Annotated in this window: 19 protein-coding genes and 1 pseudogene; 11 read left to right on the top strand and 9 right to left on the bottom strand. The window is 68.7% G+C overall.

Annotated features, from left to right (window positions below; all coding sequences use genetic code 11):
- Positions 1-33: 33 nt before the first annotated feature.
- The 3 genes from WG898_RS09760 to WG898_RS09750 are packed head-to-tail and all read right to left on the bottom strand — an operon-like array spanning position 34 to position 3,592.
- Complete coding sequence (locus tag WG898_RS09760) at positions 34-1,539, bottom strand: AMP nucleosidase (RefSeq protein ID WP_339602582.1); 1,506 nt, start codon at positions 1,537-1,539, stop codon at positions 34-36.
- On the bottom strand, positions 1,536-2,930 hold the full coding sequence (locus WG898_RS09755; protein ID WP_339602581.1) for an ATP-binding protein: 1,395 nt from the start codon (positions 2,928-2,930) through the stop codon (positions 1,536-1,538). The genes WG898_RS09760 and WG898_RS09755 overlap by 4 nt, the downstream gene beginning before the upstream one ends.
- Positions 2,930-3,592 (bottom strand): response regulator transcription factor, encoded by a 663-nt coding sequence (locus WG898_RS09750; RefSeq protein ID WP_339602580.1) that lies wholly within the window; start codon positions 3,590-3,592, stop codon positions 2,930-2,932. The genes WG898_RS09755 and WG898_RS09750 overlap by 1 nt, the downstream gene beginning before the upstream one ends.
- 121 nt (positions 3,593-3,713) lie before the next feature.
- On the opposite strand from WG898_RS09750, the gene WG898_RS09745 reads away from it, so the two are divergent.
- The 5 genes from WG898_RS09745 to WG898_RS09725 all read left to right on the top strand — a co-directional run bounded on the left by WG898_RS09745 (position 3,714) and on the right by WG898_RS09725 (position 12,954).
- Positions 3,714-4,424, top strand: coding sequence for a chitinase (locus WG898_RS09745; RefSeq protein WP_339602579.1), 711 nt, complete (start codon positions 3,714-3,716; stop codon positions 4,422-4,424).
- Positions 4,425-4,446: 22 nt separating this feature from the next.
- A complete protein-coding gene (locus WG898_RS09740; RefSeq protein ID WP_339602578.1) occupies positions 4,447-7,068 on the top strand; it encodes a TonB-dependent receptor in 2,622 nt (873 codons plus the stop codon).
- Positions 7,068-8,198, top strand: coding sequence for a DUF5009 domain-containing protein (locus tag WG898_RS09735; protein WP_339602577.1), 1,131 nt, complete (start codon positions 7,068-7,070; stop codon positions 8,196-8,198). Before WG898_RS09740 ends, WG898_RS09735 begins: the two co-directional genes overlap by 1 nt.
- A 13-nt stretch (positions 8,199-8,211) precedes the next feature.
- Positions 8,212-9,279 carry a lactonase family protein gene (locus WG898_RS09730; RefSeq protein WP_339602576.1) on the top strand — a complete coding sequence of 356 codons (1,068 nt, stop codon included), beginning with the start codon at positions 8,212-8,214 and terminating at the stop codon, positions 9,277-9,279.
- Positions 9,280-9,396: 117 nt separating this feature from the next.
- The gene (locus tag WG898_RS09725; protein ID WP_339602575.1) at positions 9,397-12,954 is read left to right on the top strand and encodes an alpha-1,6-glucosidase domain-containing protein; all 3,558 of its coding nucleotides are present in this window, start codon (positions 9,397-9,399) and stop codon (positions 12,952-12,954) included.
- Here WG898_RS09725 and WG898_RS09720 read toward each other — a convergent pair.
- Positions 12,911-13,105: a YjiS-like domain-containing protein gene (locus WG898_RS09720; protein WP_339602574.1), complete on the bottom strand. Its 195-nt coding sequence runs from the start codon at positions 13,103-13,105 to the stop codon at positions 12,911-12,913. The two genes, WG898_RS09725 and WG898_RS09720, sit on opposite strands and share 44 nt — an antisense overlap.
- A gap of 70 nt (positions 13,106-13,175) precedes the next feature.
- On the opposite strand from WG898_RS09720, the gene WG898_RS09715 reads away from it, so the two are divergent.
- The 3 genes from WG898_RS09715 to WG898_RS09705 are packed head-to-tail and all read left to right on the top strand — an operon-like array spanning position 13,176 to position 14,610.
- Entirely contained in the window at positions 13,176-14,072 is an 897-nt protein-coding gene (locus WG898_RS09715; protein WP_339602573.1) for a LysR family transcriptional regulator, read from the top strand.
- Between the two features lie 35 nt (positions 14,073-14,107).
- Positions 14,108-14,359, top strand: a complete 252-nt coding sequence (locus WG898_RS09710; protein WP_339602572.1) for a type II toxin-antitoxin system Phd/YefM family antitoxin — start codon at positions 14,108-14,110, stop codon at positions 14,357-14,359.
- Positions 14,356-14,610 carry a Txe/YoeB family addiction module toxin gene (locus WG898_RS09705; RefSeq protein ID WP_339602571.1) on the top strand — a complete coding sequence of 85 codons (255 nt, stop codon included), beginning with the start codon at positions 14,356-14,358 and terminating at the stop codon, positions 14,608-14,610. Before WG898_RS09710 ends, WG898_RS09705 begins: the two co-directional genes overlap by 4 nt.
- A 34-nt stretch (positions 14,611-14,644) precedes the next feature.
- Here the strand turns inward: WG898_RS09705 and WG898_RS09700 are convergent, their stop codons facing one another.
- The 4 genes and pseudogenes from WG898_RS09700 to WG898_RS09685 form a co-directional block, all read right to left on the bottom strand.
- Complete coding sequence (locus WG898_RS09700; protein ID WP_339602570.1) at positions 14,645-15,139, bottom strand: CreA family protein; 495 nt, start codon at positions 15,137-15,139, stop codon at positions 14,645-14,647.
- Positions 15,140-15,242: 103 nt separating this feature from the next.
- Entirely contained in the window at positions 15,243-16,025 is a 783-nt protein-coding gene (locus WG898_RS09695; protein WP_339602569.1) for a PEP-CTERM sorting domain-containing protein, read from the bottom strand.
- A gap of 133 nt (positions 16,026-16,158) precedes the next feature.
- Positions 16,159-16,498, bottom strand: a pseudogene (locus WG898_RS09690) (antibiotic biosynthesis monooxygenase family protein).
- A 7-nt stretch (positions 16,499-16,505) separates the two neighbouring features.
- The gene (locus WG898_RS09685; RefSeq protein ID WP_339602568.1) at positions 16,506-17,432 is read right to left on the bottom strand and encodes a cytochrome P450 family protein; all 927 of its coding nucleotides are present in this window, start codon (positions 17,430-17,432) and stop codon (positions 16,506-16,508) included.
- A 51-nt stretch (positions 17,433-17,483) separates the two neighbouring features.
- Between WG898_RS09685 and WG898_RS09680 the strand changes: the two genes are divergently transcribed.
- The 3 genes from WG898_RS09680 (at position 17,484) to WG898_RS09670 (ending at position 23,181) form a co-directional block, all read left to right on the top strand.
- Positions 17,484-18,179 carry an ArsR/SmtB family transcription factor gene (locus tag WG898_RS09680; RefSeq protein ID WP_339602567.1) on the top strand — a complete coding sequence of 232 codons (696 nt, stop codon included), beginning with the start codon at positions 17,484-17,486 and terminating at the stop codon, positions 18,177-18,179.
- Between the two features lie 113 nt (positions 18,180-18,292).
- Positions 18,293-21,085, top strand: a complete 2,793-nt coding sequence (locus tag WG898_RS09675; protein WP_339602566.1) for a TonB-dependent receptor plug domain-containing protein — start codon at positions 18,293-18,295, stop codon at positions 21,083-21,085.
- Complete coding sequence (locus WG898_RS09670; RefSeq protein ID WP_339602565.1) at positions 21,085-23,181, top strand: prolyl oligopeptidase family serine peptidase; 2,097 nt, start codon at positions 21,085-21,087, stop codon at positions 23,179-23,181. The genes WG898_RS09675 and WG898_RS09670 overlap by 1 nt, the downstream gene beginning before the upstream one ends.
- Here the strand turns inward: WG898_RS09670 and WG898_RS09665 are convergent.
- Positions 23,178-23,921, bottom strand: a complete 744-nt coding sequence (locus WG898_RS09665) for a helix-turn-helix domain-containing protein (RefSeq protein WP_339602564.1) — start codon at positions 23,919-23,921, stop codon at positions 23,178-23,180. The two genes, WG898_RS09670 and WG898_RS09665, sit on opposite strands and share 4 nt — an antisense overlap.
- Positions 23,922-23,927 lie beyond the last annotated feature (6 nt).

The following is a 23,927-nucleotide window of genomic DNA, read 5'->3' as shown; positions in this document are numbered from 1 at the left end:
TGGGCGCTGGCCGATTGTGGTGGAACTATGCCGCTACTGGAAGGCCACTTCGGCAAAGCTGCGCAACTTGCGGCTGTGCAACTGGCCCAGCGGCCCGGAGCGCAAGAGCTCGACGGCGCGCAGGCCGATGCGCAGGTGTTGATCGACGCGCTCGCGGTAGAACTGGTTGGCCATGCCGGGCAGCTTGATCTCGCCGTGCAACGGCTTGTCGCTGACGCACAGCAGGGTGCCATAGGGCACGCGGAAGCGGAAGCCGTTGGCGGCGATGGTGGCGCTCTCCATGTCCAGCGCGATCGCGCGGCTCTGGCTGAAGCGGCGCTCGGGCCCACCCTTGTGATGGCTGGGCAGCAGCTCCCAGTTGCGGTTGTCGGTGGAGGCCACGGTGCCGGTACGCAGCACGCGCTTGAGCTCGAAGCCCTGCAACTGCGTGACCTCGGCCACCGCGCGCTCCAGCGCCACCTGGATCTCGGCCAGCGCGGGAATTGGCACCCACAGCGGCAGCTCCTCGTCCAGCACATGGTCCTCGCGCACATAGCCATGCGCCAGCACATAGTCGCCCAGGGCCTGGCTGCTCTGCAGGCCGGCGCAATGGCCCAGCATCAGCCAGGCATGCGGGCGCAGCACCGCCACATGGTCGGTCATGGTCTTGGCATTGGCCGGGCCGACGCCGATATTGATCATGGTGATGCCGCTGCGGTTGCGGCGCAGCAGGTGGTAGGCCGGCATCTGCGGCAGGCGCGGCGGTGCGGCGCCCAGCGCGTCGAGCGCCTCGGCCGCGCAGCCGACGCGCCGCATCACCACATTGCCGGGCCCGACGAAGGCGATGCAATCGTCCAGGGGGTCAGGTCTTGCCGGATCGGGCGCCGCCTGCATGAGCGCCTGGCCCATGCGCACGAACTCGTCGATATAGAACTGGTAATTGGTGAAGAGCACGAAGTTCTGGAAATGCTCGGGCGAGCTGCCGGTGTAGTGGCGCAGGCGCTGCAGCGAATAGTCCACGCGCGGCGCGGTGAACAGCGCCAGCGGCTGCGGCTCGCCGGGCGCGCTCTCGTGCGTGCCGTTGGCAATGCCGTCGTCCATCGCGGCGAGGTCGGGCAGGTCGAACAGATCGCGCAGCAGCATGCGTCGCTCGGGGCTCAGCGCGCCCTCGATATGGTCGTGCTCGCCGAGCGCGAAGTGCAGCGGGATCGGCTGGTGGCTGCTGCCCACCTCCAGGCTCACGCCATGGTTTTTCAACAGCAGCTCGAACTGGGCCTGGTAGTAGGGGCCGAACAGATCGGGCCGCGTCAGCGTGGTCTCGAAGCTGCCTGGCCCGGACACGAAGCCATAGGCCAGGCGCGAGTCGGCGCGCGCCACCGTGCTGGTGCGCAGGCGCACAAAGGGGTAGCAGGCGCGCGTGCGGGCGAGGTCCTCGCCGGCCACGAAGCGCTGCAGCGCCTCGCGCAGATGGGTCACGCCGGCGCTGTAGATGCGCTGTGCGCAGGCCAGCGCCGCGGCGGCGTCGTCAAAGGCAAGAGGGGCGAAGAAGGGCGAGCTCATACGCCATTGTGGCTCCGCGCCGGCCTCAGCACGATGCTGGCGCACAGGCCGCGGCCATCCGGCCCATCGTCCAGCTGCACGCTGGCGCCATGCAGGGTGGCGGCGCGCTCGACGATGGCCAGGCCGAGGCCGCTGCCGGGCTGATCCTGGTCGGGCAGGCGGAAGAAGCGCTCGAACACCTTGGCGCGCAAGGCTGCGGGTATGCCTGGCCCCTGGTCGCTGACGCTGAGCGTCAGGCCCGGCGCGGCGGCGCCGATCGCCACTTCCACGCGGCTGCCGGCGGGCGCGTACTTGACGGCGTTGTCCAGCAGGTTGTCGATCAGCGCGGCCATGCTCTCGCGGTGCATGGGCAGCAGCGCCTGCTCGGGGGCATGCAGCTCGATCTCGATGCCGCGCTGCCTTGCCAGCTGACTGGCCAGCACGATGCGGTCGCGCGCCAGCGTCACCAGGTCGAGCTCACGCGGCTCGGGCCGGCCGTCGCCGGCCGAACGCGAGAGCGAGAGCAGCTGGTGCACCGTGTGAGTGGCGCGGCGCACGCCCTCGTCCAGGCGCGCGCGTGCCGCCGCGGCGCGCGGCGCATCCGCGGCAGCCGCCAGCGCCTCGGCGTTCAGCTGTATCACCGCCAGCGGGGTCTTGAGCTCGTGGGCGGCGTCGAGCAGGAATTCGCGTTCGCGCTGCTGGCGCTCCCGCAGCTGCAGCAGCAGGGTGTTGACGCCGTCCACCACCGGCGCCAGTTCCACATAGGGCGAGGCCGGCAGTGGCGCCAGGTCTTGCGCCGAACGCTGGGCGATCTGGCGGCCGATGCGGCGCAGCGGCCGGAAGCCGCGCCGCAGCAGCAGCCAGGCCAGGCCCATCACCAGGGGCAGGCTGTAGAACAGCGGGCGGGCGTAGTAGGCCAGGCCGTTGAGGCCCAGGTGCCAGTCGCCCGGCACCTCCTGCCAGCGGCGGATCAGCAGGCCCTGGCCGGCATCGGCCAGCTCCACATACAGCCAGGCGGGGTCGCTGGCATGCAGGGTCTCGTCGGGCGGCGGCCGCCGCGCGATGGCCGGCGAGGCGAAGCGGTGGATCAGCGCGCCGCCGCGCCAGACCTGCAAGAGGATGATGGGCGGCTCATAGCCCATTTGCTGCCATTCCTGGGCGCGCAAGCGCTCCAGCTCGGCCAGCACCGCCTGCAGCCGCGCCGGTTGATCGGCCCACAGCCGTGCCTGCAGGCGCACATGCTCGGCCCAGACCTGGTTCCAGGCCTGGCCATTGCGCGCCTGCACCACCTTGACGTCATAGACCTCGCTGGCCAGCATCGCGCACCAGGCGCCCAGCACCACGGCATAAAACGCCAACAGGGCGCGCTTGAAGAGCGACTTGCTGGCAGGCGGCTTCATCAGCAGCAGCATCACTGCTTCTCCAGCACAAAGCCCACGCCGCGCACGGTGCGCACATAGCCCTCGCCGATCTTCTTGCGCAAATTGAACATGTGCACGTCGAGTGCCTGGCTGTCGCTGTGCGGCAGGGCGCGCGCCTCCAGCTCGCGGCGCGTGAGCACGCGGTCGGCAAACTTCAGCAGCGTGAGCAACAGCGCAAACTCGGTCTTGGAGAGCGCCACCGGTTGGCCGGCGCGCGTCAGCTGCATGCGTGCCTCGTCCAGCACCAGATCCTTGGCGCGCCAGAGCTGGGGCTCGCCGGCCTCGCCAAAGTGGCCGGCGCGGCGCGCCACCGCGCGCAGCCGCGCCAGCAGCTCGGCGCCCACAAAGGGTTTCACCAGATAGTCGTCGGCGCCGCTGTCCAGGCCTTGCAGGCGGTCTTCGATGCTGTCGCGCGCGGTGATCACGAGCACCGGCAGCTGCGGTTTGCTCTGGCGAATGAGGCGCAGCAGGTCCATGCCGTCGCCGTCCGGCAGGCCCAGATCCAGCAGCAAGGCGTCGAAGCTCTGCTCGGCCAGCCAGGCGCGGGCGTCGCCGGCGCGCCGCACCCACAGGGCCTCATGGCCGGCGTCCTGCAACACCGATTGCAAAGACCGACCCAATACCAAATCGTCTTCCACCAAACACACGCGCATGCCGGCCTCGCTCTCGGGGTATGTCTTGATTCCCTCTTAAGAGAATCTTTATGGACCTGCGGCTGCGGGTCGCGGATATTTGATACCAATTCAAAACCAGATTGTGAGAGGGCAAGCAGCAATGGCAGCGTTTCGGTTTGGCGTGGCAGTCATCAGCATGGCCCTGGCGGGCTGCGCCGGCGCGCCGGTATCGCCCACGGGGACCCAGTTCCTGCCCAGCGAGGCGCAGTTCGACGCGCTGTTTCCGGCCCGCCTGCCCTTCTACAGCCACGCCGGCTTTGCGGCCGCGCTGCGCGCCTTCCCGGCCTTTGCCAGCGAGGGCGGGGCCGAGCGCCAGCGCCAGGAGATGGCCGCCTTCCTGGCCAATCTGGCGCATGAGTCCGACTCGCTGCAGGCGCTGCGCGAATACAACCGGGCCAACTACGACCATTACTGCGACCCGGCGCGGCCACCCGGCTGCGCGCCCGGCCGCCAGTACTACGGCCGCGGGCCTATCCAGCTGTCCTGGAACTTCAACTATGCGGAAGTGGGCAAGGTGCTGGGCCTGGACCTGTGGAGCGACCCGGATCTGGTGGTGCGCGATGCCAGCGTCGCCTGGCAGACAGCGCTCTGGTACTGGATGACCCAGGCCGGGCCGGGCCGCATGAGCCCGCACCAGGCGATGGTGAGCGGGGCCGGCTTTGGCGAGACGGTGCGCGCCATCAATGGCCTGATCGAGTGCGACCGCCCGCAGGACGCCCAGGCGCAAGCCAAGCTGGCGCGCCGCGCCGAGTTCTACCGCCGCGCCGCGGCGCTGTTCCAGGTGCCGCCCGGCGCGGCCCTGGGCTGTTGAGACAACGAGGAGAAGCCTGTCGATGAAAACAAAGCAATTCCAACTGCTGCCGCTGAGCCTGGCCCTGGTCAGCGCCCTGCCGGTGCTGGCCCAGCAAGCCCAGGCCGATGCCAAGAGCGAGCTGCCCCAGGTGGTGGTGACCGCCACCCGCAACGCCACCGACCTGCTCAAGACCCCGGTGTCCATGACGGCGCTGAAGGCCGACGACCTGGTGCGCGACAACGTCAAGAGCATGCTGGACCTGAGCGGCGCGGTGCCGAACCTGCAGCTGGGCCTGTCTAACGGCGACTCCGGCGTGCTGGCCTCGATCCGCGGCGTGACCTCGACCAACTTCACCGAGATCGGCGACCCCGCCGTGGGCATCCATGTGGACGGCATCTACTCGCCGCGCCCGCAGGGCTCGCTGGCCTTGATGTTCGACCTCGACCAGGTGGAAGTGCTGCGCGGCCCGCAGGGCACGCTGTTCGGGCGCAGCTCCACCGCGGGGGTGGTCAACATCATCCCGGCCAAGCCCGACTTCAAGTCCAACTACGGCTGGACCAGCCTGCAGCTGGGCAACTACCAGGACAAGCAGCTGCGCTCGGCCTACAACCTCGCGCTGGGCGACAACTTCGCGCTGCGCGCCGCCGTGATGGTGGACAAGCGCGACAGCTATCTGACGCAGGAGCAGGACCTGCGCGACCGCGGCATCAAGAAGCCCGACGGCACATTCTCGCCCGATGGCAAGCCCGACAACGACCAGCGCCTGAACCGCAAGCTCGACCCCTCGGAGTACTACAACAACTCCGACCAATGGGGCGCACGCCTGACGGCGCGCTGGGCCATCAACAAGGAGCTGGAGTGGCAGGGCGGCTTCGAGTACTTCAAGAACCAGGGCGCGGGCGACATCGGCCTGAAGGATTGCGCGATGGCGGCCGGCACCAGGTATGCCTGCGGCCCCGAGGGCCAGTGGCACGCCATCATCAATGTGCCGGGCAAGATCGATATGTCGATCGCGACCCTGCGCAACACCCTCACCTGGAAGCTGAGCGACAGCACCGAGCTGAGCTACAAGCTGGCCTATGCGCAGCAAAAGCGCTACCAGCAGCATGACGACGACGGCGGCCAGAGCTTCCTCGACGCCGAGGTGGACCCGATGCAGGAATGGGGCAACTGGGGCCGCCAGCACGCCATCGACCAGGCCAGCTACACGCTCAACTCCAACTACCGCAGCTGGATCAATGAGTTGCAGCTCAAGCAGGCCAGCAAGACCTGGCGTTATGTGGCGGGCCTGTTCTCGATGTCGGAGAAGAACGCAATCGACTTCGCGCAGGACAATCTGGTTGCCGCGCCCTATGCCATGCCGCAGGGCCAGTTCTATTCGCAAGGCGACCGGCGCATCAGCTCCAAGGCCTTGTTCGCCCAGGGCGATCTGCTGCTGGCCGAGAACCTCACCGCCACCGCCGGCCTGCGCTACACCCGCGACAGCCGCAGCGACAACGGCGGCATCAGCGCCGGCCTGTGGGATGCCAGCGCGCCCTGGTACTACAACGGCAAATACACGCCGCCCTGCGCGCCCGGCCTGTGCACGCCGCACAACGGCAGCGACCTGAGCCTGGGCATGGGGCCCTTTGCCGGCCTCGCCGTTTACCCCGAACCGGTGGTCAACACGCACAGCGCCAAATGGGCCAAAGCCACCTACCGCCTGGGCCTGCAAGTCGACCTGAGCAAATCCCAGATGGTGTTCGGCTCGCTCGCCAGCAGCTACCGCCCGGGTGGCTTTGGCGACAAGTTCGACACCTGCGGCGGCGGCGAATGCACCGATGGCAGCAAGCAGAAGTACAGCTTCCTGGACTACGGCCCCGAAACCACCACCAATCTGGAGCTGGGCTACAAGGGCCGCCATCTGGGCAATACTTTTGACTTCAGCGCCACCTACTTCAAGACCAAGTACAAGGGCATGCATGTCACCGGCATGAACGCGGTGGGGGTGCGCAAGCTCAAGGCCGGCGAGACCTGCCCCGACTGGAACCCCGCCTGCGACATCGTCACCGCCTGGAAGACCGAGAACATCGGCGATGCCGACATCCAGGGCCTGGAGCTGGAATACAAGCTGCTGCCCTGGAAGGGCGGTAGCTTCTCGGGTTATGCCGCGATCCTCGACACCAAGGTCAAGAGCTACCCCACCTACGATGACAACTGGATGTGCGGCTTCCGCGCCGATTTCGGTGCCCCGGCCTGTGCACCCATCTACCTCGGCAGCGACCCGAGCAAGCGTGGCCGTGCCATCCTGGACGTGAGCGGCCACCAGCTGCCCTATGCGCCCAAGTACAGCTTCGCGCTGAACTACACGCATGAGTTCGCCCTGCCCGGCGGCATGACGCTGGCGCCCACCCTGGGGGCACGCTGGCAGAGCCGCATGTACTTCACCGTGCGCAACCTCGACAACCCGGTGATAGGCGACTACCAGAAGCCCTATACCAACTGGAATGGCTCGGTGAAGCTGGCCGCAGCTGACGGCAAGTGGGATGTCGAGCTGTGGGGCACCAACCTGACGAACAACATCGTGAAGAACTGGATGGGCCAGGGCACGGCCGGCGGCTACACCTTCAACAGCTACAACGAGCCGCGCATGTTTGGCCTGCGCGCCACCTTGAACTACTGATGAGTGAGTCGCAGGGCGCCGGCCGCAGCCTGGCCATCGACGCCTTCCGTGCCCTCACGGTGCTCTTGATGATCACCGTGAACGAGTGGCACGGCGTGGCCGGGCTGCCGGCCTGGATGAAGCATTACCCGGCCGACGCCGATGCCATGAGCTTCGTCGACATGGTGTTCCCGGCCTTTCTCTTCATCGTCGGCATGTCCATCCCGCTGGCGCTGCGCCAGCGCATGGCGGCCGGCGAAAGCCAGGGTCAGGTCTTGCGCCATGTGCTGCTGCGGGCCCTGGGCCTGGTGGTGATAGGCGTGTTCATGGTGAACGCCGAGGACGGCTTCCTGGCCAGCGCCATGCCCATGCCGATCGCGGCCTGGGCGCTCTTGAGCTATCTGGCGGCCTTCCTGGTCTGGGGTTCGCTGCGCGGCGGCCCGGCCCTGGCTGGGCCCTGGCGCGCGGCCGGCGTGCTGCTGCTGCTGGCCCTGGCTTGGGCCTGGCGCGGCGGCGCCGATGGCAGCGCCGGCATGCGGCCGCAGTGGTGGGGCATTCTGGGCCTGATCGGCTGGGCCTACCTGCTGGGCTGCCTGGCCTTCATGCTCACGCGCGGGCGGCGCTGGGGCTTGCTGCTGGCGCTGGCGCTGGGCTTGCTGTACTACGCCCGCGTCGATCGCAGCGGGCATGTGGTGCATGGCTTGATCGTGGTCTGCGGCAGCTTGTGCACGCTGATCTTCTTCGATGCGGGCACGCGGCGCTTTGCCTGGGCGCTCGCCTTTGCCTCTGGCCTGGCGCTGCTGGCCACGCTGCTGCGCCCGGCCTACGGCATTTCCAAGATCCATGCCACGCCGAGCTGGGCGCTCTACAGCGCCGCCGCCTGCGTGCTGGTGTTCGCGCTGCTGCACTGGCAGATCGATCGGCGCGGCCGGCGCGCCTGGACCGCCTGGCTCAGGTCGGTGGCGGCGCATCCGCTGCTGGCCTACCTGATTCCCTTCGTTGTCGGTGCCGCGATGGAACTCTTGCATTGGCAGCTGCCGGCGCCGCTGCGCAGCGTCTGGCCCGGCGTGCTGTGGGGCCCGGCCTATGCGCTGCTGGTGCTGCTGGCGGTGCGCGCGCTGGCTGCGCGTGGCCTGCGGCTGCGCATCTGAGGCGCCGGCAGGGATGCGACGCCGCAACACGCTACAGGCCCTGGCCTGCGCCCCGCTCATGCCATCCCGCGCCAGCCCGGCCCCCGTCCACGCCTATCTCGGCAGCTACGGCCCCGAGGGCCTGGGCTGCTATCTGCAGGACGCCGAGTCGGGCCTGCTGCAGCCGCGCGGCCGGGTGGAAAACCGCGGCGAGCCCTCCTGGCTATGCGCCGCGCCAGACGGCGGCCTGCTCTACGCCGCCAACGAGGCCGCCAGCACCTTGGGCGTCTATGCCCGCGCGGCCGATGGCGGCCTGCGCCTGCTGCAGGAGCGCGCCAGCGGCGGCGTCGGGCCGGTGCATATCAGCCTGCAGGGCGGGCTGGCCTTCGTGGCGCATTACGGCAGCGGCGAGATTGCCTGCTGGCGCCTGGATGCCCAGGGCTTGCTGGGCGAGCGTCTGGCGCTGCTGCCCAGCGCCAGCGGCCCGGGCCCCAGCCATGCTCATATGGCCGGCTGCGATCCAAGCGGCCGCTACCTGCTGGCCAGCGATCTGGGGCAGGGCAGCCTGCTGAGCTGGCGCCTGGATGAGGCCGCGGGCAGGCTGGGGCCGCCCCGGGTCTGGCAGGGGCCACCCGGCGCCGGCCCGCGCCACTTCCGCTTCCATCCGCTGCGGCCGCAATGGCTCTATCTGCTGAACGAGACGGCGTCCACGCTCAGCTGGCTGCACTTCGATGCCAGCGACGGCAGCATCCGGCAAGACCTGACCCTGAGCAGCCTGCCCGCCGGGCACCGCGGCACCAGCTACGCCTCCGACCTGCGCATCACGGCCGATGGCCGCCATCTCTATGCGCTCAACCGGCTGCACGATTCGATCGCCATTTTCGAGCTCGGCCGCGACGGCCAGCCGCGCCTGCTGGGCCATGAGCCGAGCCGCGGCAGCTACCCGCGCAGCGCCGCGCTCAGCCCCGACGGGCGCTGGCTCTATGTCTGCAACCAGCGGGGCGGCAATGTGAGCCGTTTCTGGGTTCAGGCCGACGGTGGCCTGCACCATGCCGGACTGCAGTCTTTGCCCGCGCCGGCCGCCTTGGTGTTTGTAGTTTGACTAGATTGGTGCATTTGTTACGCGGTGATTACGTGACGTTCCGGGGGTAAATCCGAAGTTATGTAAGTAGTTTTGTTTCATTACGATGTCCGGCAACAACGTCGAGTGAGACAAAGCATGGATCTGCACGCCCTTGTTGTGAAGTCGCCGCGCCGCTGGCGCCATCTGCTCCTGGCCGGCATCGCCAGCCTGGTGTTGCTGGGCTGTGGCGGCGGTGGCGGGGCGGACAGTCCGGCGCCGCTGGCGCCCGCGCCGGCCGACCCCTTGCTGGCGCTGGGCAATGGCGATGGTTTTCAGACCCTGCTGAACGCCAGCCCGGCCAACCCGGGCCCGGCGCCCAGCGGCGACACGCCCACCACCCTGACGGTGCATTACCGCCGCGGCGACGCCAGCTATGCGGGCTGGCAGTTGCATGCCTGGGGCGCGGCCAAGGACCCGGGCTGGAACGCCGGCATCAACGCCAGCAGCAATGACAGCTTTGGGGCGGTCTACGAGGTGCCCCTGGCGGCGATCAGCGGCGAGGTGGGCTACCTCTTCCACAAAGGTGATAGCAAGGATCACGGCGGCGCCGACCAGAAATACCTGCTGAAGAGTGGTGCAAGGAACGAGATCTGGCGCGTGCAGGACGACGGCGCCACCTACCTCAGCAATCCGCTGGGCGCCGCGGCGCCGGACCTCACGACCCTGCGCGTGCACTACAAGCGTTATGGCGCCGACTACGCGGCCTGGGGCCTGCATCTGTGGACCGGCAGCGGCCTGGACAGCACCCGCCTGGGCACCGGCGTGGCGATCTCGGACTGGGGCCAGGCCGTGCCGCTGGCCAAGATGCCCGGCTACAGCGCCGGCGCCAGCGAGGTGGTGTTCGACATCCCGGTGCTCAATCCCAAGGCCGATGCCTCGCGCAAGGCGCTGGAATTCATCATCCACGGCCTGGCACCGAACGAGAACGACAAGGACGGCCGCAAGGACAATATCAAGATCGATTTCGGCAGCCTCGTCATCAAGAACCAGGTGGCCGAGGTCTGGCTGCTGCAGCAGGACGCGGGCGTGTACGCCAGCGCGCCCGACACGCGCTCGGTCTCGACCAGCGATGCGCGCGCCTACTGGCTCAACAGGCAGATCATCCAGTGGCCGCGCGTCGACGCCAGCGGCGTGCTCAAGCTCTACCACTCCGCCACCGGCCAGATCACCGCGCCCAAGGACGGCAAGGTGGCCGGCGCCGACGGCGCGCTGACGCTGCAGCCTTATGGCGCGGCGCTGCCCCAGGCCCTGGCCACGCGTTTCAAGTTCCTCAGCCCCGGCGCCTTGCTGGCGGTGAAGGACGCCGACCTGCCGCAGTTGCCCGAGCTCTTCAAGAAGCAGCTGCTGCTGGTGCAGGAAGATGCCAGCGGCCATGTGCAGAACGCCACCAGCGCCCAGTTGCCCGGCGCGCTGGACGATCTGTACGCTGCGGCCGCCAAGGTCAACGATCTGGGCGTGACCGTGGCCAACGGCAACACCGCCTTCAAGCTCTGGGCGCCCACAGCCCAGCAGGTGCTGGTGTTCACCTACGCCAATGGCCGCGACGACGCGCTGAGCGTGGACAAGCTCGCCTTCGATGCCGCCACCGGCGTGTGGAGCGTCAGCAAGGCGGGCGATCTCTCGGGCCGCTATTACAAGTTCGCGGTCGATGTGTTCGTGCGCGGCACGGGCCTGGTGCGCAACCTGGTCACCGACCCCTACTCGCTGAGCCTCAGCGCCGAGTCCAGGCGCAGCTATATCGCCAACCTGAATGCGGCCAGCCTCAAGCCGGCCGGCTGGGATGCCAGCAGCCCGCCCGCCAAGGTGAGCGGATCGACCGACATGGTGATCTACGAGCTGCATGTGCGCGACTTCTCGGCCAATGACGCCAGCGTCAGCGCCGCCAACCGTGGCAAGTACCTGGCCTTCAGCGAGGCCGGCAGCATGGGCATGAAGCATATGAAGGCGCTGGCCGATGCCGGCCTCACCGATGTGCATCTGCTGCCCACGTTTGACCTCGCCAGCGTGCCCGAGAGCGGCTGCAGCACGCCCGCGCCCGCCGGCGCGCCCGACGCCGAGAGCCAGCAGGCCGCGGTGGCCGCCACGGCCGGCAGCGACTGTTTCAACTGGGGCTACGACCCCTACCACTACACCGCGCCCGAGGGCAGCTATGCCAGCGACGCGGGCGACGGCGCCAAGCGCATCGTCGAGTTCCGCCAGATGGTGCAGTCGCTCAACAACGCCGGCCTGCGCGTGGGCATGGATGTGGTCTACAACCACACTACGGCCTCGGGCCAGAACGGCAAGTCGGTGCTGGACCGCATCGTGCCCGGCTACTACCACCGCCTGACCGCGAACGGCGTGGTCGAGAACTCGACCTGCTGTGACAACACTGCCACCGAGCACCTGATGATGGCCAAGCTGATGATCGATTCGACCATCGTCTGGGCGCGCGACTATCACATCAGCTCCTTCCGCTTCGACGTGATGGGCCACCAGCCGCGCAGCGTGATGGAGCAGCTCAAGAGCGCGGTGGCCGCGGCCGCCGGCCGCCCGGTGCAGCTGCTGGGCGAGGGCTGGAACTTCGGCGAGGTGGCCGACGGCGCGCGCTTTGTGCAGGCCTCGATGTGGAGCCTCAACGGCTCGGGCATCGGCAGCTTCAACCCCTTCCTGCGCGACGCGGTGCGCGGCGGCAGCCCCTTCGACTCTGGCTCTGCCCTGCTGAAGAACCAGGGCTGGATCAACGGCCTGTACTTCGATCCGAACGCCCAGGGCGGCGGCCGCGCCAAGACCGATCTGATGTGGCAGGGCGATCTGATCAAGGCCGGCCTGGCCGGTTCGATTCGCAGTTATGCACTGCAGACGCATTGGGACGCCAGCGTGACGCTGGATCAGCTCAATGGCGCCGGCTTCGTCACCGATCCGTCCGAGGTGGTCAACTACATCGAGAACCACGACAACCAGACGCTGTTCGACATCAACGTCTACCACCTGCCGCAGGGCAGCAGCCGCGTCGACCGCGCGCGCGTGCAGATCCTGGGCGCCGCCATCAATGCCTTCAGCCAGGGCGTGGCCTATTTCCATGCCGGGGTGGACACGCTGCGCAGCAAGTCGCTGGACCGCAACAGCTACGACGCGGGCGACTGGTTCAACCGCCTGGACTGGAGCTACCAGGACAACTTCTTCGGCGTCGGCCTGCCGATGAAGGGCGACAACGGCGACAGCTGGGCGGTGATGAAGCCCTTGCTGGCCGATGCCGCGGCCATCAAGCCCACGCCCGCCGACATCGCCTGGACCCGCGATGCCTTCCGCGATCTGCTCAGGATACGCGCCAGCTCGACGCTGTTCCGCCTGAAAAGCGCCGACGAGATCAAGAGCCGCCTGGTGTTCCACAACACCGGCTCGGGCCAGGTGCCCACGGTGCTGGTGGGCGCACTCAACGGCGCCGGCCTGGCCGGCGCGGGCTTCAAGGAGATCGTCTACCTGCTCAACACCGACAAGGTCGCACAGACGGTGCCGGTGCCGGCGCTCAAGGGCAAGGCCTATGCGTTGCACCCGGTGCACCTGGCCAGCGGCGCGGCCGATGCGCGCATCGCCGCCGAGGCGCGCTTCGATGCCGTGAACGGCAGCTTCAGCGTGCCGGCGCGCAGCGCGGCGGTGTTTGTGCTGCCGTGAGTTGATCGATCTCGCCCGGGCCTATGCCCAGGTCCAGCAGCTCGCGCGCCTCCATGGCGCGCAGCTGCTGGCGTGCCAGCCGGCGCGCGCGGGCGCGCCGCAGCAGGGTTAGCAGACTGTTCATCAACGAGGGGCTTGGGTGGGTGTTCATGAGCGCATCGTGCCGCGCTCGCTATCATCTGGAAAGTTGAATCATCTGACGTAACGCGTCAGAAATCCTGATGCGTAGCCTGAACCTCGACCAGTTGCGAACCCTGGTGGCGATTGCCGACCTCGGCACTTTTGCGGCCGCCGCCCAGGCCCTGCACCTGGCGCCGCCCACCGTCAGCCTGCATATCAGCGAGCTGGAAGCGCGCCTGGGCACGCCGCTGCTCCTGCGCAGCAAACGAGCGGTGGCGCTCACCGCCGCCGGCGAGGCGCTGCTGCCACGGGCGCGCCAGCTGCTGCAGGACGCCGAGGAGGCCGAGCGCCACATCGGCCTGCATGCCAAGGGTCTGACCGGCCGCGTGCGCCTGGCCGCCAGCACCGGCCCGCTGGTGCATCTGCTGCCGCCGGTGCTGGAGCAGATGGCGCGTGCGCATCCGGAGGTGCAGGTGGAGCTGAGCCTGCTGGGCACGGCGCAGGCCTGCGAACGCGTGCTGGCCGGTAGCGTCGACGTGGCGCTGGTGTCGATGCCGGTGCAGGAGTCGGCCGATCTGGTGCTCAAGCGCTGGCGCGTCGATCCGGTGATGGCCTTGCTCCCGCCGCAATGGCAGGCCCCCAAGCGCATCACGCCGCAATGGCTGGCCGACAAGCCCTTGATCCTCAATGAACCGGGCTCGCAGATCTACCGCCAGACCATGGCCTGGTTCGCTGCCGCCGGCCTGCACCCGGGTGCGCGCATCGAGCTCAACTACACCGAGGCGATGAAGAGCCTGGTGGCCACCGGCTATGGTGCTGCGGTGCTGCCGCTGGACGGCGAGGCCGAACCCCACCAACTGGCCCTGCATGGCCGCATCCAGCTGCGCCCGCTGCATCCGGCCATGCATCGGGAGATGGCGGTGGCGCATCGGCGTAGCAAGGCGCTGGCGCCCAGCGTGAAACAGCTGCTGGCGGTGCTGCAGGCGCATCGGCAGTGAGGCGTACAATAATGCGTACAACAACGGAGCCCCCCATGGATGCGATTACCTACTCGGCAGCCCGCGCCAACCTGGCGAGCACGATGGACCGGGTTTGCAACGATCACGAAGCCCTGATCATCACGCGAAATGGCGAGCAGTCCGTCGTGATGCTCTCGCTGGAGGACTTCCAGGCGATGGAAGAGACGGCCTACCTGCTGCGCAACCCGGCGAACGCCAAGCGCCTGATTTCCGCCGCGCTGCAGCTGAGCGCCGGCCACGGCGTTGAGCGTGAGCTGTCCAAGTGAAGCTGGTTTTTGCTGATGAGGCCTGGGAAGACTACCTCTATTGGCAGAAGCAGGATCGCAAGATGCTCGAGCGCATCAACAAGCTGATTCGCGAGATTCAGCGTGATCCATTTGAGGGCATTGGCAAGCCGGAACCGCTCAAGCACGCGCTCTCAGGTTTCTGGTCGCGCCGCCTCAGCGATGAGCATCGCGTGGTCTACAAGGTCGAGGGCGACGCGCTGCTGATCGCGCAACTGCGATATCACTATTGACGCCCCTTCGTTTGCTTGTGAGGCGCCTGGCGTCCTACTTCAACGGTATCGGCGTGCCCCGGTCCACCGCCACGGCGGTGACGCTGTTCTGCGGCGAGCCTTCGATGACGCGGTCGGAATAGGTCAGGTAGACCAGCGTGTTGCGCTTAGTGTCGACCATGCGCACGATGCGCAGCTTCTTGAAGATCAGCGAGATGCGCTCGGTGAACACATCCTCCTGCTGGGGCAGGGGTTTCAGAAAGCCGATGGGGCCGGTCTGGCGGCAGGCGATCGAGGCCTCGCTCTTGTCCTCGGCCAGGCCCAACGCGCCCTTGATGCCGCCGGTCTTGGCGCGCGAGACATAGCAGGTCACGCCCTGCACCTTGGGGTCGTCATGGGCGTCGACGACGATCTTGTGGTCGGGGCCAATGAACTTGAACACCGTGTCCACCTCGCCGATGGGCTCGGCGCCGGCCAGGCCGCAGCAAAGGCTGGCAAGCAGGGCCGCCAACAGCGGCGCCAAACGGGTCGGCAGATGGATTTTGGTCATGGTTGCGCTCCGGTCTCGGGAGCTGCAGTCTAGGTCCGGTGCCGGGCGCATAGCAAAAGGCCCCGGCGCATGCCGAGGCCTGTGGTGGGCAGCACGGGCTTGTTCAGCGCTGGCGGCGGCGGCTGACAAAGCCGATCGCGGCGAGCCCGGCCAGCCACAGGGCATAGCTGCCCGGTTCCGGCACCGTCGTCACGCTGAGGTCAACGCTGCCGCGCAGGCAGGCGGCACCGCCTGGGCACTCGGCCGGGTAGACCGGGTGCAGGGCGCTGAAGGACGAACCAATCTCGAAGTCGGCCGGGCCGCCGAACAGCGCCGGAATGGCACTTGCGTTGAAATGAGCGTTGGCGATGCCGCCGGCGCTGGTGTCGACATCGGCCAGGCCGGTGCCAAAGCCCGCGGGCGACACCGTGCCTATGCCCACGCCCGTGCCTATGAAGGTATGGCCCGCGGCATCCACGGCGTGGCCCTTGAGCGAGAGGAACAGCGTGCCGTTCGTCGCCTCGATGAGATCGCCGGCAGAGCCGCCGGGGTTGCTGGTGCTGAAGTCCTTGTCGGCCCCATAGCCCAGGTAGAACTTGACCCAGCCGCCACTGAAGCGGACCTCGCTGGCCGATATCGAGCTGACCGTGTAGCCGCCAAAGGCGTAGGTCAGTTCGCAGCCGGCGCACAGGTCAGCGACGGCGGTGGAGCCGATCGAGTCGACCTTGCCGTAGCCAGCCAGTACATCGCCAATGCTCGCCACCGAAGCAGTTTCGTAGATCTGGCCGGCCATGAAGCTGGGCCCCGTCGGCAGCGTCAGACCGCCGATGGTGACGGCCAATGCCGATCCGCCGCTGCCGAGCAGCAAGGCCCCGACGGCGATGGCTTTAACACTACGCTTGCGCATTTGAGGCTCCTTGGATCACTAAGGCCCTGCGACCGGGCGCAGCAGCTTGCCGGCACGCGAGGCGAGTGCCTGATTCTGGGGATGGCAGGCCGTCGTGCCCATCCTGCGAACTTGGGGGGGCAACGAATGGCGCTCAACCATGTGCGCGGCGACTATCGACCGGGGCCTGTTCGCGTTCATGCATGCCGTAGTCGCGCAGTACCGCGGCCACGCGCAGCCGGTAGTCGCTGAACATGCCGTTCCGGCCGGCGGCCTGGGCGGTGCGATTCCAGCTGGCGCCAGGCCTGCACGGCCGCCTCGTCGCGCCAGAACGAGAGCGACAGCAGGCGCGCCGGATCGGCCAGGCTCTGGAAGCGCTCGATGCTGATGAAGCCGTCAATGGCCTGCAGTTCGGCGCGCAAGGCCGCTGCATGGTCCAGATAGGCTTGCAGGCAACCTGGGGCGGGGCTGACTTCGAAGATCACGGCAATCATGGCGGGCTCACAGCGGGAGTTCGGGAATGCGGACATTGGGCAGTGGCAGGTAGCCGGGCTGCAGGCCAGGCGGGCGCGGCGGCGCGTGCCGCAGGGCGATGTTGGCGATCTGCAGGGCCAGGTCTTGCCCGGGGCATCGATGCCGGCCATGGCCAAAGCCCAAGGCCGGCTCGGCCACCAGCAGCAACAGCACACAGGCGCCGCGCGGCAGGGTGACACCGGCCATCTGCATGTCGGTACGCGCGAAGCGGCGTGTGTGGTGAATGGGTGGCGGCGTCCCTTCCACGGTGGCGCCGGTCAGCCAGGCATTGCCCAGCAGGCCGGCGCCGGCCTCGTAGCTCTGCCACAGCAGGGCCAGCGCCTGTGCATCCAATGGCGCCAGCGCCGCCACGGCCGCGTCCGCGGCGTCCAGGGTCTGGGGCGACGCGCCGGGCCGCAGCGCCGCGGCCCAGTGGGCGAGATGCTGCAGCAGGGCGCGCTGCGCCGCCAGGTCCGGCAGCGCGAAGCCCAGCAGGCCGGCGATGCTGCAGGGCAGGCAGGCCCATTGCCAGTGGCGTGCGCCGCCCTGGGCGGCCAGGCGGCTGGTCGCCTCGGCCAGTTGCAGCACGCGCTCGGGAGGCCAGGCCGCCAGCGCCAGCTGCAGTGCGGCCTTCTCGCCGGCATGGCCGGCGTCGTCGCGCATGCGCAGCCAGCGGGCGAACACCGCGCCGAAGGCGCGACCCTGCAGCTGCAGTGGCACGGCCTCGTCCGGTGGGCGCACGCCCAGCTCGGGGTGATCGAGCAGCGCGCGCACGCTGGCAGCCTCGGCCGCGATCCATAGCTGCAGCTGGGGATCGAAGTGCAGGCCCGGCCGCGCAACAAGCTTGCGGTAGAGGGAGTCGGGGTCGGCGTGCTGGGCCGCGTTCAGGGCATGGAGTGAGGAGGGGCAGTGCATGGCGCGACTGTGGCCTGTTGCCGGCACTCATGCTTCGCTTAGCATCGAAACATGGAAAGCAAGACACGGGACACCGACAGCGCCCTCGCCGAGCTGGCGCAATGCATGGCCGAGCCGGCGCGCGCGCGCATGCTGTGCTGCCTGATGGATGGCCATGCGCGCACCGCCACCGAGCTGGCCGCGGTGGGCGAGGTGGGCGCCTCCACCGCCAGCGCGCACCTGGCGCGCCTGCAGGCGCAGGGCCTGCTGGACTGCCAGAGCCAGGGCCGGCACCGCTACTACCGCCTGGCCGGCGGCGAGGTGGGGGCGGCGCTGGAAGCGATGCTGGTGCTGGCCGGTCGCAGCGCGCCACGCTTCGAACCCAGCACCCCCGTGCAGCTGCGCGAGGCGCGGCGCTGCTACGACCACATGGCCGGCCGCTGGGCGGTGCGCCTGCACGACCATGCGCTGCGCCAGGCCTGGCTGCAGCCCGACCGCAGCCAGGACCGCGCCTATGCGCTGAGCGAGCGCGGCGCGGCCGCGCTCGGCGCCCTGGGCCTGGACGTGGCGGCTGCCACCGCCAAGCGCCGCCGCCTGGCCTGCGCCTGCATGGACTGGAGCGAACGCCGCCCGCACCTGGGCGGGGCGCTGGGTGCGGCCTGGCTCACGCTGCTGCTGGAGCGCCGCTGGGTTGAGGGCGAGCTGGACAGCCGGGCCCTGCGTGTCACGCCCAAGGGGCAGCTGGGCCTGAATCAGCTGCTGGGTTAAACCCTGCTTGTGCCGATTTCGGCGGGCGCGCCGACGGCTGGCATCAAGACCTGCGGCGGGGCCTTTCCTAAGCTGCGGAACTCTTTTGAGCCATCCGGAGTAGACCCGTGCGCATGCCCCACCCGACCCCTATCGCCCTGGCCGCCGCCATGGCCGTCAGCAGCCTGGCCGTGCAGGCGCAAGAGCAGCAGTTGCAACCAGCCAATGCCACGCTGAACCGCGTGGTCGTGACCGGCTCAAACATCAAGCGTACCGACAGCGAGACCTCGCAGGCCCTGCAGGTTGTCTCTGGCGACGAGATCAAGGCGATGGGCGCGCTCACCCTGGGCGATGTGCTGGCCAATCTCAGCACCAACGACGGCAGCGCGCTCAGCGATCTGGGCGGCGCCAACTCCTGGGCCAGCGGCGCCTCGGGCGTGTCCTTGCGCAATCTGGGCACCGGCGGCACGCTCACGCTGCTGAATGGCCGACGCCTGGCCAGCTATGGCTTTGCCGATGGCCTGCAGCTGAACTTCACCAATATCGACGCCATTCCCGCCAACATCATCGAGCGCGTGGAGGTGCTGAAGGACGGCGCCTCGGCCATCTACGGCTCGGACGCGATCGGCGGCGTCATCAACATCATCACCAAGCGCGACTACAGCGGCGTCGGGCTGGCGGTGAGCGCCCAGCAGTCGCTCAAGCGCAGCTTCCTCTCGCAGGACCAGCAGGGCTCGGTGACCGTGGGTCACGGCAATCTGGACCGCGACGGCTTCAACGCCTACGCGCATCTGGAGCTCTACAAGCGCGGTAGCTACAAGGACAGCGAGGTGCGCCCGCTGCTGCCCGACTGGTTCCTGGAGCAGAACCCCTCGCGCAGCCAGCGCTCGGCGGGTTCCTTCCCGGGCAACTACACCGGCAGCTACCCGGCCAACTACGCGGACGCTGCGCTGGCCGGCAAGCGCATCAACAAGCCGGCGCCCGGCTGCGCGGCCGAGAACCTGATTGGCGGCGTGTGCCAGTACGACTACTGGAAGGACAGCGACGCCCGCCCGGCCACCGAGCGCGTCACCTTCCTGGCCGGCGCGCGCCTGCAGCTGAACAAGGATCTGACCGCCTTTGCCGAGCTGCAGGGCGCCGACATCAAGGCCAAGTACTACACCAACATCCCGCGCAGCAGCCCGGGTTCGGTGAGCAGCTGGTACAACTCGCTGAAGGGCGAGTTGCAACGCTTCACCGACCCGCTGCTGCCGGCTGGCCATGCCAACAACCCCTATGGTTTCCCGATCGGCCTGGCCTACCGCTTCGTCGACAACCCGGAGATGTTCAAGAACGTCGGCGCCTCGCAGGACTACCGCCTGCTGGCCGGCGTGGAAGGCACGGCCTGGGGCTGGGACATCGACAGCGCGCTGGGCACGATGCGCTCGCACGCCACCCAGCGCCAGCACCTCTACAAGGACCGCTACGCCTATGCCGACGCGATCACCAGCGGCGCCTACAAGTTCGGCCAGGTCAACGCGCCCGAGCTGCTCGAAAAAATGTTCCCCGAGATGGGTTCCTCGGGCACCTACAGCCAGCATTTCGCCGACTTCAAGGGCTCGCGCGAGATCGGCACGCTGCCCGGTGGGCCGCTGATGATGGCGCTGGGCGCCGAGCTGCGCCATGAGCGCTTCGAGCATCGCAGCATGGACAACATCCTGGAGGGCCGCATCGTCGGCTTCTCGGGCGTGGACATCCACGGCCAGCGCGATGTGGCGGCGCTCTTCACCGAATTCAGCGCCCCCGTCACCAAGCAGATCGAGGCCACGCTGGCGCTGCGCGGCGACAAGGTCTTCAACGGTTTTGGTGCCATCACGCCGAAGGTCCAACTGGCCTGGCGTCCGCTGCGCGAGCTGATGCTGCGCGGCACCGCCAGCCAGGGCTTCCGCGCGCCCAGCCTGCCCGAGACCGGCAATGGCGGCGCCTCCTGGTTCAACAACGGCTACCTCGACCCCAAGCGCTGTGACAGCGCGCGCCAGATGCGCGATGTGCTGAAGACCGGCGATGCGAACGACAAGCTCGATGCCACCGCGGTCTACAACTCGGGGTGCTCGATCAGCTTCCCCTCGGTGATCACGCCCAACCCCGGCCTCAAGCCCGAGCATTCCAACAATGCCTCGCTGGGCCTGGTGTTCCAGGCCAATCAGAACATCAGCGCCTCGCTGGACTACTACAACATCCAGCGCCGCGACGAGATCGGCACGCTGGACATCAACGATGTGCTGAGCAACGAGGATGCGCACCCCGGCCTGGCGCCGCGCGATCCGGTGAGCGCGCAGGACAAGGACTATGCCAAGCGGGTCAAGGAGCTGTCGGGCAAGGACATCGCCTTTGCCGTCGGCTCGATCCGCACCGTGGGCCTGCAGTACCAGAACCTCAGCAAGACCAAGGTCTCGGGCCTGGACCTGGATCTGCGCAGCCGCTGGAAGCTGGGCGAATGGGGCACGCTGGATGTGAACCTGGAAACCAACGTCAAGCTGGGCGTGCGCTACTGGGACAGCTTTGCCGCCGACTACACCGAGAACCGCGTCGGCTATCGCGGCACGCCGCGCCAGAACTCGGTGCTCAAGCTGAACTGGGCGCGCAGCGACTGGAAGCTGGGCGCGCGCGTCAACTACACCAGCGCCACCAAGCTCGCCGCCGCCGACTGGGACAGCGACAACCTGCCCGAGGGTTGCGCCAAGCGCGATGTGGCGGAGGCGGACTGCCGCATCAAGGCCTGGACCAGCACCGATCTGTGGTTCAGCTACAGCGGCATCAAGGGCTTCACGCTCTCGGCCAATCTGTTCAACGCCTTCAATCAGCCTAGCCTGATCGAGCATCGCCCCAACTCGGCGCTGCCGCTGGCGGGCCGGGTGTTGAAGCTGGCCTTGGAGGCCAAGTTCTGATGTGCAAACGCTGGCTGTTGCTGGCGCTGTGTGCTGCGGCCCTGGCCGCACCGGCGCAGGCCGAGCAAGAAGAAGTAGACCCCTATCTGTGGCTGGAGGAGGTGCAGGGCGAGCGCGCGCTGGCCTGGGTGCGCGAGCAGCAGCAGACCGCCGAGCAGGCGCTGCAGGCCCGGCCCGGCCAGGCGGCGCTGGCCGAGGGCCTGCGCGAGGTGCTGGCCTCGCCGCAGCGCCTGGCGCCGGCCCAGCAGCTCGGCGACAAGCTTTTCGTCTACAACTTCTGGCGCGATGCCACGCACCCGCGCGGGATCTGGCGGCGCACCAGCCTGGCCTCGTACCGCAGCGCGGCACCGCAATGGCAGACCGTGCTGGATCTGGACCGACTCGCCCAGGAGGAGGGCGAACGCTGGGTCTGGGGTGGCGCCAGCTGTCTGCTGCCCCAGGCCCGGCGCTGCCTCGTGAGCCTCAGCCGCGGCGGCGGCGATGCCCATGTGCTGCGCGAGTTCGACACGGTCAGCGGGCGCTTCGTGGCGGATGGTTTTCGGCTGCCCGAGGCCAAGGGCGGCGCCAGCTGGGTCGATGCCGACACGCTCAGCGTCTACAGCGATTTCGGCCCCGGCAGCATGACGGCCTCGGGCTATCCGCGCCAGGTGCGGCTGTGGAAGCGCGGCACGCCGCTGGCCCAGGCGCCGCTGCTGTTCGAGGCCGGCGCCGACGACGTCGGCGTGTGGACCTGGGCCGACGATGCGCCCGGTCGCGCCACCCATCTGATCGAGCGTCGCACGAGCTTCTTCGCGGGCGAGCAATACCTGCTGCGCCAAGGCAAGTTGCTGAAACTTCCCAAGCCCGACGACGCCAGCGCCACGCCCTTCGGCGATCAGCTGCTGATCGAGCTGCGTTCCGACTGGGAGGTCGGAGGCCGGCGCCATGCGGCAGGGTCGCTGCTGGCGATAGCGCTGGACGCGTTCCTGGCCGGCGGGCGCCAATTCCAGACCCTGTTCGCGCCCACGCCCGGCAGCGCCCTGCAAAGCCACACGGTGCTGCGCAGCGCGGTGCTGCTGGTCAGCATGCACGATGTGAAGCAGCGCCTGGCCGAATGGCGCTACACGCAGGGCCGCTGGCGCGTGCGTGCGCTGCCCGCCGGCGAGCTGGGCAGCCTGAGCGTGACGGCGCTGGCCGGTCAGCGCAGCGATCGCTATCTGCTCACCCGCAGCGACTTCCTCAGCCCGGCCACGCTGGAGCTGGCCGAGGTCGGCCGCGACGCGCGCCAGACCCTGCAGCAGCTGCCGGCCTTCTTCGATGCCAGCTGCCATGTGGTGGAGCAGTTGCAAGCGCGCTCCCGCGACGGCACGGCCGTGCCCTATTTCATCGTCAAGCCGCGCGGCATGCCGCCGCCGGCCGGCGGCTGGCCCAGCCTGCTGTACGGCTATGGCGGCTTCGAGATCTCGATGAAGCCGGGCTACAACGGCGTGCTGGGGCGCGGCTGGCTGGCGCAGGGCGGCGTCTATGTGCTGGCGAATCTGCGCGGCGGCGGCGAGTTCGGGCCGCGCTGGCACCAGGCCGCGCAGCGCGAGCAGCGCCAGCGCAGCTTCGACGACTTCATCGCCGTGGCCGAGGACCTGATCGCGCGCGGCATCACCACGCCCAAGCGCCTGGGCATCATGGGCGGCAGCCTGGGCGGGCTCTTGACCTCGGTGGCCCTGGTGCAGCGGCCCGAGCTGTTCGGCGCGGTGGTGAGCCAGGTGCCGCTCACCGACATGCGGCGCTATCACCGCCTGCTGGCCGGCGCCTCCTGGATAGCGGAATACGGCAACCCCGACCTGCCCGAGCAATGGGCCTATATCTCCAAGTACTCGCCCTATCACAACGCCCGAGCCGGCGTGGCCTATCCCAAGGTGCTCTACACCAGCTCCACGCGCGACGACCGCGTGCATCCCGCCCATGCGCGCAAGATGGTGGCGCGCCTGCAGGCCCAGGGCCATGAGGTGCTGTACTGGGAGAACACCGAAGGCGGCCATGCCGGCGCGGCCAGCATCGAGCAGCAGGTGCAGCTGTGGGCCTTGAGCTATGGCTTTCTGGCTGCTCAGCTGATGCCTTAGCGCGTTTCCGTACCGCGCTGCAGCGCCCGGTACTGCGAGGGCGTCATGCCGGTGGTGGCCTTGAACTGGCGCGCGAAGGCGCTGTGGTCGCTGTAGCCGCAGCTGGCCGCCACCGCGGCCACGCTGAGCCCGGGCTCGCTGTGCAGCAGGTGGCGCGCCGCGTCCAGGCGCGCCTGCAGCAGCATCTCGCGTGGGCTGAGATGGAAGATGCGCTGGAACAGGCGCTCCACCCGATCGAGCGAGAGCCCGGCCTGGCGCGCCAGCTCGCCCAGGTTGACGGCCTGGTCGTAATGTGCGCGGATGTGCGCGGCCAGCTCGGCGATCTGGGCGTAGACCGGATGGCCCTGGTCGGGCATGCCAAGGTCGCGCGAGATGCCGGCCACGCCCAGCACCGCGCCCGCGTCGCACAGCGGCAGCTTGTGGGTCAGGCACCAGCCGGCGCCGCCGTCGGCATAGAGGTGCAGCTCGAGCTGGCGCGGCATGGCGGCGCCGCTGGCGATCACTGCATGGTCCTGGCGCGCGAAGGCTTCGCCCATCGCCCCGGGGAAGACCTCGCGCGGCGTGCGGCCCAGCAAGGCCTGCTTGCTGCGCAGCGCGCTGCGGCGCACCAGGGTCTGGTTCACCGAGAGATAGCGGCCATCGCGGTCCTTGACGAAGAACACCACGTCGGGGAGCGGGTCGAACAAGGCCTCGACCAGGCTCAGCTCGCAGCTGCGCAGGGCCTGTTGCAGCGCCAGCATGGCGAC

The sequence above is a fragment of the Paucibacter soli genome, from assembly GCF_037482845.1.
Lineage (GTDB): Bacteria > Pseudomonadota > Gammaproteobacteria > Burkholderiales > Burkholderiaceae_C > Paucibacter_B > Paucibacter_B soli.
This window is presented reverse-complemented; position numbering and strand designations above follow the sequence as displayed.

Coding starts and splice junctions, on each gene's coding strand:
- WG898_RS09700 (WP_339602570.1), bottom strand. CDS start 15,139: ATGACCAAAATCCATCTGCCGACCCGTTTGGCGCCGCTGTTGGCGGCC.
- WG898_RS09750 (WP_339602580.1), bottom strand. CDS start 3,592: ATGCGCGTGTGTTTGGTGGAAGACGATTTGGTATTGGGTCGGTCTTTG.
- WG898_RS09685 (WP_339602568.1), bottom strand. CDS start 17,432: ATGCACTGCCCCTCCTCACTCCATGCCCTGAACGCGGCCCAGCACGCC.
- WG898_RS09675 (WP_339602566.1), top strand. CDS start 18,293: ATGCCCCACCCGACCCCTATCGCCCTGGCCGCCGCCATGGCCGTCAGC.
- WG898_RS09665 (WP_339602564.1), bottom strand. CDS start 23,921: ATGCTGGCGCTGCAACAGGCCCTGCGCAGCTGCGAGCTGAGCCTGGTC.
- WG898_RS09740 (WP_339602578.1), top strand. CDS start 4,447: ATGAAAACAAAGCAATTCCAACTGCTGCCGCTGAGCCTGGCCCTGGTC.
- WG898_RS09760 (WP_339602582.1), bottom strand. CDS start 1,539: ATGAGCTCGCCCTTCTTCGCCCCTCTTGCCTTTGACGACGCCGCCGCG.
- WG898_RS09680 (WP_339602567.1), top strand. CDS start 17,484: ATGGAAAGCAAGACACGGGACACCGACAGCGCCCTCGCCGAGCTGGCG.
- WG898_RS09735 (WP_339602577.1), top strand. CDS start 7,068: ATGAGTGAGTCGCAGGGCGCCGGCCGCAGCCTGGCCATCGACGCCTTC.
- WG898_RS09670 (WP_339602565.1), top strand. CDS start 21,085: ATGTGCAAACGCTGGCTGTTGCTGGCGCTGTGTGCTGCGGCCCTGGCC.
- WG898_RS09755 (WP_339602581.1), bottom strand. CDS start 2,930: ATGCTGCTGCTGATGAAGCCGCCTGCCAGCAAGTCGCTCTTCAAGCGC.
- WG898_RS09730 (WP_339602576.1), top strand. CDS start 8,212: ATGCGACGCCGCAACACGCTACAGGCCCTGGCCTGCGCCCCGCTCATG.
- WG898_RS09720 (WP_339602574.1), bottom strand. CDS start 13,105: ATGAACACCCACCCAAGCCCCTCGTTGATGAACAGTCTGCTAACCCTG.
- WG898_RS09710 (WP_339602572.1), top strand. CDS start 14,108: ATGGATGCGATTACCTACTCGGCAGCCCGCGCCAACCTGGCGAGCACG.
- WG898_RS09695 (WP_339602569.1), bottom strand. CDS start 16,025: ATGCGCAAGCGTAGTGTTAAAGCCATCGCCGTCGGGGCCTTGCTGCTC.
- WG898_RS09715 (WP_339602573.1), top strand. CDS start 13,176: ATGCGTAGCCTGAACCTCGACCAGTTGCGAACCCTGGTGGCGATTGCC.
- WG898_RS09745 (WP_339602579.1), top strand. CDS start 3,714: ATGGCAGCGTTTCGGTTTGGCGTGGCAGTCATCAGCATGGCCCTGGCG.
- WG898_RS09725 (WP_339602575.1), top strand. CDS start 9,397: ATGGATCTGCACGCCCTTGTTGTGAAGTCGCCGCGCCGCTGGCGCCAT.